Source organism: Daejeonella sp., assembly GCF_044232565.1.
Classification (GTDB): domain Bacteria; phylum Bacteroidota; class Bacteroidia; order Sphingobacteriales; family Sphingobacteriaceae; genus Daejeonella.
In genome coordinates this window covers 1-8935 of sequence record NZ_JBIILQ010000105.1, presented here as the reverse complement: position 1 = coordinate 8935, position 8935 = coordinate 1, and the positions used below count along the sequence as shown (strand labels likewise).

8 protein-coding genes are annotated in these 8935 nt (G+C 37.2%); 4 read left to right on the top strand and 4 right to left on the bottom strand.

Annotated elements, in window-relative coordinates:
- From ACILQF_RS07260 to corA, 3 genes are all read right to left on the bottom strand, one after another.
- A partial coding sequence (locus ACILQF_RS07260) for a methylmalonyl-CoA mutase family protein (RefSeq protein ID WP_395626751.1) occupies positions 1-2501 on the bottom strand: 2501 nt, incomplete at its 3' end.
- A 115-nt stretch (positions 2502-2616) separates the two neighbouring features.
- Positions 2617-2859 carry a hypothetical protein gene (locus tag ACILQF_RS07255; protein WP_395626750.1) on the bottom strand — a complete coding sequence of 81 codons (243 nt, stop codon included), beginning with the start codon at positions 2857-2859 and terminating at the stop codon, positions 2617-2619.
- 76 nt (positions 2860-2935) lie between these two features.
- Positions 2936-3889 (bottom strand): magnesium/cobalt transporter CorA, encoded by a 954-nt coding sequence (gene corA, locus ACILQF_RS07250; RefSeq protein ID WP_395626749.1) that lies wholly within the window; start codon positions 3887-3889, stop codon positions 2936-2938.
- Positions 3890-3942: 53 nt separating this feature from the next.
- Between corA and ACILQF_RS07245 the strand changes: the two genes are divergently transcribed.
- The 4 genes from ACILQF_RS07245 (at position 3943) to ACILQF_RS07230 (ending at position 8395) form a co-directional block, all read left to right on the top strand.
- Positions 3943-4908, top strand: coding sequence for a TIGR01212 family radical SAM protein (locus ACILQF_RS07245; protein WP_395626748.1), 966 nt, complete (start codon positions 3943-3945; stop codon positions 4906-4908).
- A gap of 356 nt (positions 4909-5264) precedes the next feature.
- Positions 5265-6656, top strand: a complete 1392-nt coding sequence (locus tag ACILQF_RS07240; protein WP_395626747.1) for an ammonium transporter — start codon at positions 5265-5267, stop codon at positions 6654-6656.
- 48 nt (positions 6657-6704) lie between these two features.
- Positions 6705-7757: an outer membrane beta-barrel protein gene (locus tag ACILQF_RS07235; RefSeq protein WP_395626746.1), complete on the top strand. Its 1053-nt coding sequence runs from the start codon at positions 6705-6707 to the stop codon at positions 7755-7757.
- 92 nt (positions 7758-7849) lie between these two features.
- Positions 7850-8395, top strand: coding sequence for a hypothetical protein (locus ACILQF_RS07230; protein WP_395626745.1), 546 nt, complete (start codon positions 7850-7852; stop codon positions 8393-8395).
- 97 nt (positions 8396-8492) lie between these two features.
- On the opposite strand, the gene ACILQF_RS07225 is transcribed toward ACILQF_RS07230, so the two are convergent.
- Positions 8493-8935: ribonuclease H-like YkuK family protein (locus ACILQF_RS07225; RefSeq protein ID WP_395626744.1), on the bottom strand; the 443-nt coding region annotated here is incomplete at its 5' end.

Sequence of the window (8935 nt, the reverse complement as noted above, 5' to 3'; positions counted from 1 at the left end):
AGGTAATACTCAACAAATGTAAAACCATTACTCAGTGTAAATGCCAATTGTGAAATTGGATTAGCACCGGCTTCAGCAATATGATAGCCAGAAATTGAAACTGAATAGAAGTTTCTTACCAGATTGTCAATGAAGTGTTTCTGGATATCTCCCATCATTCTTAATGCGAACTCCGTTGAAAATATACAGGTATTTTGTGCTTGGTCTTCCTTTAAAATATCAGCCTGTACGGTTCCTCTTACATTGGCGATTGCAAATGCTTTTATTTTGGCATACACATCTGCTGGCAATACCTGATCTCCGGTAAGTCCGAGGAGCATCAATCCAAGACCATTATTTCCTTCAGGAAGTTCTCCTTGATAGCTGGGTTTAGAAATCCCTTTAGACCTAAATATCTGATTGATCTTTGCTTTGATTTCTTCCTGCAGGCCATTTTCAAGAATGTATTTTTCACATTGCTGGTCTATGGCTGTATTCATGAAAAATCCAAGTAGCATTGGCGCCGGACCATTAATTGTCATGGATACGGAAGTGGAAGGGTGGCAAAGGTCGAATCCGCTGTATAATTTTTTGGCATCATCCAATGTAGCAATGCTCACACCCGAATTACCGATCTTACCGTAAATATCGGGGCGCAGATCCGGATCTTCTCCATACAGCGTAACCGAATCGAAAGCGGTTGACAAACGGTGGGCTGGCTGGTCCAAAGACACATAATGGAAACGTTTGTTGGTTCTTTCCGGACCGCCTTCGCCCGCAAACATGCGGGTAGGGTCTTCGCCTTCACGTTTCAGTGGGAATACACCGGCAGCGTATGGAAATTCTCCAGGTACATTTTCAGTTAGGATCCATTTCAGTATATCTCCCCAAGCTTCATACCGTGGCAGAGAGATCTTCGGAATGCGGAGTTTTGATAATGATTCTGTGTAAAGAGATTGCTTGATCTCTTTATCGCGTACCTTATAAATGAAATTGTCGGCCTTGTATTTTTTAATAGTTTCGGGCCATTCTTCCAGCAGCCGTTTGCATTCTCGGTCTAGGTTTTGTTCAAGCGTATTATATATTTCCTTTAGCGATTTTATGGAATCTTCTTTTTTATGTTCTGTGGCAATAGCCAGTGTGCCATGTACTTGGAAGAGTTGCTGAGCTAGTTTACATTGTTTATTTACCCAGGAATTATATTCAGCGCTTGCTTCAACAATTTCCGCAAGATAGCGGGTTCTGTCGGGTGGAATAATATAGCTTTTCTCTGACTGCTGAGAGCTCATCTCCATTTTAGCATGGAAATCAAAGCCTGTTTTCTTTAAAATGGAAGACATTAATTCCGAAAATAGCTTGTTCATTCCTGGGTCATTGAACTGGGAAGCCATGGTTCCGATCACAGGAAGATCTTCGTCGGGGGTGTCAAACAGCTGGTGGTTGCGTTTGAATTGTTTACGCACATCTCTGATCGCATCCAATGCACCGCGTTTGTCAAACTTGTTTATGGCAACTAAATCCGCGAAATCAAGCATGTCTATCTTTTCAAGCTGTGTTGCCGCTCCAAATTCTGGAGTCATTACATATAAGGCTACGTCAGAGTGTTCAGTGATCTCGGTATCCGATTGCCCGATACCAGATGTTTCCACAATAATCAGGTCATATCCAGCAGCTTTACAGATGTCTATAGATTCCTGAACATATTTTGAAAGTGCAAGGTTTGCTTGTCTGGTGGCCAGCGATCGCATGTAAACTCTAGAATTATTGATGGAGTTCATCCGGATTCGGTCGCCTAATAATGCGCCTCCTGTTTTACGCTTGGATGGATCAACAGAAATGATTGCTATATTTTTATCGGTTTCAACTAAAAAGCGGCGGACTAGCTCATCAATTAAGGATGATTTTCCTGCGCCACCTGTGCCAGTAATACCAATCACAGGAACTATTTTTCCCGCATTCATTTTTTTAAGTTCCAGAAGGAATTTTTCGGTCTGCTCTGGATGGTTTTCAGCCAGCGTTATGGCAGCAGCAATGGCTTTTTTATCCTGTTTAACGATTCCCTTGATTTCATCATTCAGGCTTGTTCTTGTCAGAAAATCGCATTGCTTCAGCATGTCATTAATCATTCCCTGCAAGCCCATTTTGCGGCCATCATCAGGTGAATAAATCTGTGTTATACCGTATTCTTTTAACTCGCGGATCTCATCGGGTAAGATTACACCGCCACCGCCAGCAAATATTTTGATATGTCCGGCTCCTGATTCCTGCAAGAGGTCGTACATGTATTTGAAGTATTCATTATGTCCGCCCTGGTAGGAAGTCATCGCAATACCTTGTACATCTTCTTGGATGGCACAATTCACAACCTCTAATACAGAACGGTTATGGCCCAGGTGGATTACTTCCGCTCCGGATGATTGCAAAATTCGGCGCATGATATTGATTGTAGCATCATGTCCGTCGAACAATGCAGCTGCAGTTACAAAACGTATCTTATTTGTGGGTTTATAAACTTCGGTCATTATATGGTACTTATTATCCTGTAAAGGTAAGAATAATTGGTATGCCGAATTGAAAAAGAGGTATTTGAAGCCAAATTAGAACAAAAGGAGCGAAGAGCTCCTTTTGTGTCTGTGATTAACCCTTTTTAGGTTTGTGTTTACTTGGCATTTTGGGGGCCTTTGTTTTTCCTTGCACCATAGAGTTTATATTTCCCTTGTTGACTGTTGCCTGCTTGTTATCAGTTTGATAAGACATTTGGCCCCCACTGTTTGAAATTCCTCTTCGCTTTAGTTCTTGGCTCTCTGATTTGAATGCAAGATTTGATTTTGAGCTTCCCTGTTTGTTTTCGTTTGATTTGTTTTTTGCCTGTGTTTTCATCTCCAAATTTATTTTTTGGTGAAAGCATTAAATAAATTGCTTGTTTAAGAACAACAAATAAATGTTTTGAATGTTTTTATAGCCAGTTTTTCTTTTTGAAATAACTTAGCGTCAGAACTGATGATAGTACCATGAGGCCAATAGCGAACAGATAGCCGTAATTCCAGTTGAGCTCAGGAATGAAGCTAAAATTCATCCCGTAAATGCTCGCAATGAGGGTAGGAGGCATAAACGCAACGGTGGCGACGGTAAATATTTTTATGATTCGGTTCTGTTCAATATTAACTAAACCCATAAAAGTATCTTGCAGGTATTCTAGTCGTTCAAATGCGAATTTATTATGCTCAATAAGTGAACCTATATCTTTAATCATGATTCGTAAAACGGTCATGTATTCTTCCGGAAAGAGATTGCTTTTCATTAATGAAGATACGAGTCGCTGCTTATCGATAATATTTTCTCGCATTAATATATTGTGGTTCTGAAAAGAAGCGATTTTAAGAAGTATTTCCTCGTCAGAACGTTTTCTATTCAATGTAAGTTTTTTATTAAGGTCAGCAATATCTTTTGCAAGACCCTCAATAATATCTGCATCTTGCTCAATTCCAGTTTCGAGGATATTGAGTAAAATCTGATGGCCATTTGTGAAGGATCCGGGGTTTGATTTAATTTTTTTTACGGATTCTCTAAAGGTTTTTAAATTATCATCCCGATAGGTAAAAAGAATGCCTTTTTCCAAGACAATTGATACAGGGCAATAGTCGAATTCTTGCTCTTTTAAGGAAAGGAAGTTAGAATTGATGATTAATTCATCATCAAGTTCATAAAAACGTGAGGAGCTTTCAATCTCTGTGGATTCCTCAACTGATGAATACTTGATGTCAAAAAAGTTCTCTATGGTAATCTTTTCCTCAACCGTTGAGTTTTGTAGATCTACCCAAACAAGGTCTTTCTGTGGTATAGAATGCAATAAAGTAATATCGCTTTCTTTCGCTAGACGTTTATCTTTTTTATAGTAAATCCGTAGCATGGTCTAAGTTTAATGGTAAGATTGATTTTTTGTATCTTTGCAAAAATATAACTTTGGGAACACCTTTAGATTACGGATTCAAAAATTATAATCATTATGGCGCTTATCTTAAAAATAAGTATGAGGGCCAGCGTGTATATAAGATTATTGCTGACGCAGGATTTACTTGCCCCAATCGGGATGGAAGTAAGGGATATGGTGGTTGTACCTATTGTAACGTAGATTCTTTTACTCCCGAACTTTCCAGAAAGTTGCCTACCATCCGAGAGCAAATTGAACAAGGCATGGAGCGTGCATTCAAAAACTATAGGGCTGAAAAATTTATTATCTACTTTCAGCCTAATACAAATACTTATGCACCAACGCATTATCTAAAAATGCTTTATGATGAAGCCCTAAGTATTAATACAGACAGTATTGTGGGGTTATCGGTTGGTACGCGACCAGATTGCATTGATTTTGAAAAACTTGCCCTGCTCGAAAGTTATTCTGATCGTTTTGATGTAGATCTTGAGATGGGTATGGAGTCGATCTATGATGATACGTTATTAAAGATCAACAGGGGATGCAGTCATCAGGAATTTGTGAATGCAGTTCAGCTCGCTCAAAATACCAAAGTTGATATTTGTGTGCACACTATTTTTGGATTTCCGTGGGAGACACATGACATGATGCTCCGCTATGCAGATGAGATAAATAGGTTCCCACAGATTAAATTTGTAAAGCTTCATCATCTACATATTGTAAAGGGCTCTATTATGGGCTCAAAATATAGTCGCGATCCATTCAAAGTTTTCACGATTGATGAATACACCGATTTTATTGCTGAATTCATTCCGCTTTTGAGACCAGATATCGTGTTACAGCGGCTTTTCGGACTTGCAGATTTAGATTTGTTAATTGCTCCTAATTGGGGAATGAAAAAATCGCAAATACAAAGCTATATTGATAAACGATTGGAGGAAAAGGGTATTGTTCAAGGCAGTAAGTACCAGCAAGTCTCTTCTTTGATTATTTAATTCTTTTTTACCCCTAAATTTTCCTAAAATTCTCGAAAATTTTGCTTTTATTCTTTTTTCAAGAGCATTTGGATCTTTATTTTCAATAAATTTCTCATAATTTTTAATTATTTTCAATTTTTAGCGCAAAATATTAGTTTTTTATATAAAATAATTATTTTTTAGATACTATTTAATTAAAATTTCGCTATTTATATTATAAAATTTGCAATAAAGTCATTTTATACTCTTTTTATTATGTAATATTTATAAAAATTAAGCTTTTATTAAAAATAAGTTATTTTTAATAGAGTATTATTGTTTTTTTTATCATAATTTTGAATTATTGTTAAAATAATTTAAAATATATATAAAAAATGGCTATTAAAATCTCAATTAAGCAAATTTCTCCCTTCATTGTTCTGTCAATTGTTTCAATAGCTGCAGTTTTTATTCCTTCTTTTGCAAATTTCGATGATAAAGGGATATATAGCGCTGCAGATATTGCCTGGATATTGGTTGCAACTGCACTTGTATTCTTAATGACACCAGGATTGGCATTTTTTTATGGTGGTATGGTTCATCGTAAAAATGTAATCTCAACAATGATTAAAAGTGTTGTTGCCGCTGGAGTGGTGAGCGTGTTATGGGTAACAGTTGGATTTAGTTTATCTTTCGGGACTTCAATCGGAGGTTTTATTGGCGATCCTTCCACCTTCTTATTTTTTAAGGGCGTAAATTCAGGAGCGCCCTGGAGCCTTGCTCCAACAATTCCATTCACGCTTTTTGCAATTTTCCAATTGATGTTTGCAATTATTACTCCCGGGCTTGTAGTTGGAGCAGTTGCAGAACGAATACGTTTTACTTCTTATATTCTATTTATTTGTTTATTTAGTCTGGCCGTTTATGCACCGCTCGCGCACTGGACTTGGCATCCCGATGGGTTTTTATTTAAAATGGGTGTATTTGATTTTGCTGGAGGAACTGTAGTTCATATATCTGCAGGCATGGCCGCCCTTGCTGGTGCTTTGGTATTAAAGCGTAGACAAGTTCATTTAGATCATCAGGAAATTCCGCCTGCGAATATTCCATATGTATTAATAGGTACAGGCTTATTATGGTTCGGGTGGTTCGGATTTAATGCAGGCTCTGCAATGGGTGCAAATGCACTGGCTGTTTCTGCTTTCGCTACTACAAATATTGCTGCAGCATCAGCTGGTCTTTCATGGATGTTTTTCGATGTGCTTAGGGGAAAAAAACCATCTGTATTGGGATTTTGTATCGGAGCAGTTGTTGGATTAGTTGCTATAACGCCCGGTGCAGGTTTAGTTGCTATCCCTCAAAGTATTTTCATTGGTTTTATTGCTGCGATTATTTCTAACCTCGCTGTATATTGGAAATCTAAAACTAATTTGGACGACACCTTAGATGTTTTTCCATGCCATGGTGTGGGTGGTATTGTTGGTATGTTGTTAACCGGTCTTTTGGCTTCAAAAACAGTTAATTCAGCAGGAGCTGACGGTTGGTTTTATGGAGATATGGCATTCTTTTTTACTCAATTAAAAGGAGTGTCAATTGTAGTGGCATACAGTTTTTCAGTTTCCTATGTGATTTTCAAGTTCATTAATTTTCTTCAGCCAATTCGTGTTAGTTCGCAAGAAGAGGAAGAAGGTCTTGATGCAAGTCAGCACGATGAAAAATATTTTCAGGGCACTCTTTTAATAAATAACCGTGAGTTATTAGTAGATAGAGAGGTTGAAACCTTCTAAAGGCATCAGTACTATTAATGAATCAAAATTCAATTAAAACACAATCATATGACTCAAATATCTAAGACATTATCATTAATCTTTACCTTTTTTATCTATGTACTAAATAGTTATGCTCAGGATCAAGAGGTAATTTCAGAACCTCTATCTGTTTCTGGTTCTGTTGATACCTATTATAAGTATGATTTTTCCGGAAGGCCTAATTTTCAAACTAGTTTTGTAAATGAGCAGAATTCTGTGTCGCTTGGAATGATTAATTTGACCATGAAGAAAAACACAGGAAAGACTTCCTTTGTAGGCGACTTGTCATTCGGTCCACGGGGCCAATCTCAATCGCTATTAAATTCCTCAGCCTCGTATAATGAAACGACGGCTAATAGTTTCAATATTCAAAACCTGTATGTTGCTTATGCCTTTACAGATAAATTTTCAATGACCGCTGGTTTTATGGGTACGTTTATTGGTTATGAGGTAATATCGCCAGTTGCAAATTTCAATTATTCTACATCCTATCTTTTTTCAAGTGGGCCTTTCCAAAATTCTGGTATAAAAGCCAATTACTCCTTTTCAAAAAATGTAGGATTGATGGTGGGCTTATTTAATGATTGGAATAAATATCAAGATTTTAACGGAGTTTCTGATTTTGGTGCTCAGCTCTATATATCTCCACGAGAAGGATGGAATACCTATTTAAATGTAATTACGGGTTTCCCCTCAGGGACTGAGTTTGACCTGACCTCATCTTATCAGGTTAATAATTCCGTAAAGCTAGCTCTAAATGCGGCTGATTATTCTGTTCCCAATAATGGAGGAGGATTTTCAGGCGCTGCCTTATATGCACAATATGCGTTTGATCCTAATGCATCTTTAGGCATTAGAGGTGAGTATTTTAAATCAAAAGCAAACTCTGTATTTCTTAATATTCAGGATAAGTCTTCAGTTTCGGCCATTACAATTTCCGGAAATATTCGTTCAGGCGGCTTGACATTTATTCCTGAAGTTCGTTTTGATTCGGGTTCTCAGCAAATTTTTCAAAGACAAAATGGCCTAGTTGCACGGCAGGCAAGTCAATTTTCTTTAGCGGCGGTTTTCGCATTTTAATGCTTTTTCTGTCTTGCTTGCTAAGATTTTTATCTCATTTTATTATGTTGTCATGGAATATAAAAAAGGCATTGCTTGCCTTTTTTATATTCATGCACCTTTTAAACAGCTTGTCCGCACAGAATACATTGCAGCTTGACCAGCATGGAAAGTATATTTATCATGAAATTGTTGAAAAGCATCATTCACAGGACAGCTTGTTTCAAAAAGCTCAGGATTTCGCTTTTAAGTATTTTAAAGAAGTTAAGACTGATATAAGCACAGATTCAGCGACAATCACAGGAGCCGGAATTTTTCAATTAAATCGAAAGTCTTTGGTATCGGTTATTCCAGAGGGTTATATTTCCTATAAGTTTGGGATGGTTATAAAACTAACAAAATATAAGTTTTGGTTTACAGATTTTACTTTTACTCCAGTAATTAGAGATCGGTTTGGCTCCTATCAGCCTGTACCTGGTATTCATATAAACCTAGAAACTTATGGAAAAAAAACAAATCAGCGGATATGGAAGAAATATATTACAGATACCTATACCCTGTCGTCAGAAATGGCCGAAAAGCTGAAACAAAAATTATATCAAAATTTGCCAGCTTCCAATCAACCTAAAAAAAATATTTCGATTTCTGATTGGGATTAATTCTATTTATTTTCTATCTGTATATCCTCTTATTTTAGAATGAATATCTGCAAGCGATAAAAGCTAGATTTTTTAATAGAATAATTGCTATGCTGTTTTATTGAACCAGCTTATTTGCACAGGCCGAACTTGCAAATGCCTCAGGTTTAGCTTTAAATACAAATCCCATACCTAATATATACCCCATTGCCTCGTGTAATGCTTGGTTCGACTTAAAATTAGGATTGGTATTGATGTCGGCGTGTACTTCAAGTCCCACATCGTAAAGATCCAGAAGGTTGCATAGTGAATAGGCACATTCTATAGATTTCTGTACTTCTGCAAGCATCCTTTCTTTGATGCTCATTCTAATCGATGATTGTTCCTGATGAATGTACATGAAGCCTCCTTTTTTCTCCCTCAAAAAGACAATTACTGTCGCAAAATCAATGATTGATCCCTTTACCTGGGAGTCTGTTCCAATACATACTTTAAGCTTATTCCCCTGATGGTATTCTCGTTCTATTGCTGATTCAACTTCGCTGAGAATGGGGCTCTGAA

What these genes read in the sequence shown, in the direction of transcription:
- corA (WP_395626749.1), bottom strand. Translation starts at nt 3,889, where the DNA reads ATGCTACGGATTTACTATAAAAAAGATAAACGTCTAGCGAAAGAAAGC.
- ACILQF_RS07255 (WP_395626750.1), bottom strand. Translation starts at nt 2,859, where the DNA reads ATGAAAACACAGGCAAAAAACAAATCAAACGAAAACAAACAGGGAAGC.
- ACILQF_RS07235 (WP_395626746.1), top strand. Translation starts at nt 6,705, where the DNA reads ATGACTCAAATATCTAAGACATTATCATTAATCTTTACCTTTTTTATC.
- ACILQF_RS07230 (WP_395626745.1), top strand. Translation starts at nt 7,850, where the DNA reads ATGCACCTTTTAAACAGCTTGTCCGCACAGAATACATTGCAGCTTGAC.
- ACILQF_RS07240 (WP_395626747.1), top strand. Translation starts at nt 5,265, where the DNA reads ATGGCTATTAAAATCTCAATTAAGCAAATTTCTCCCTTCATTGTTCTG.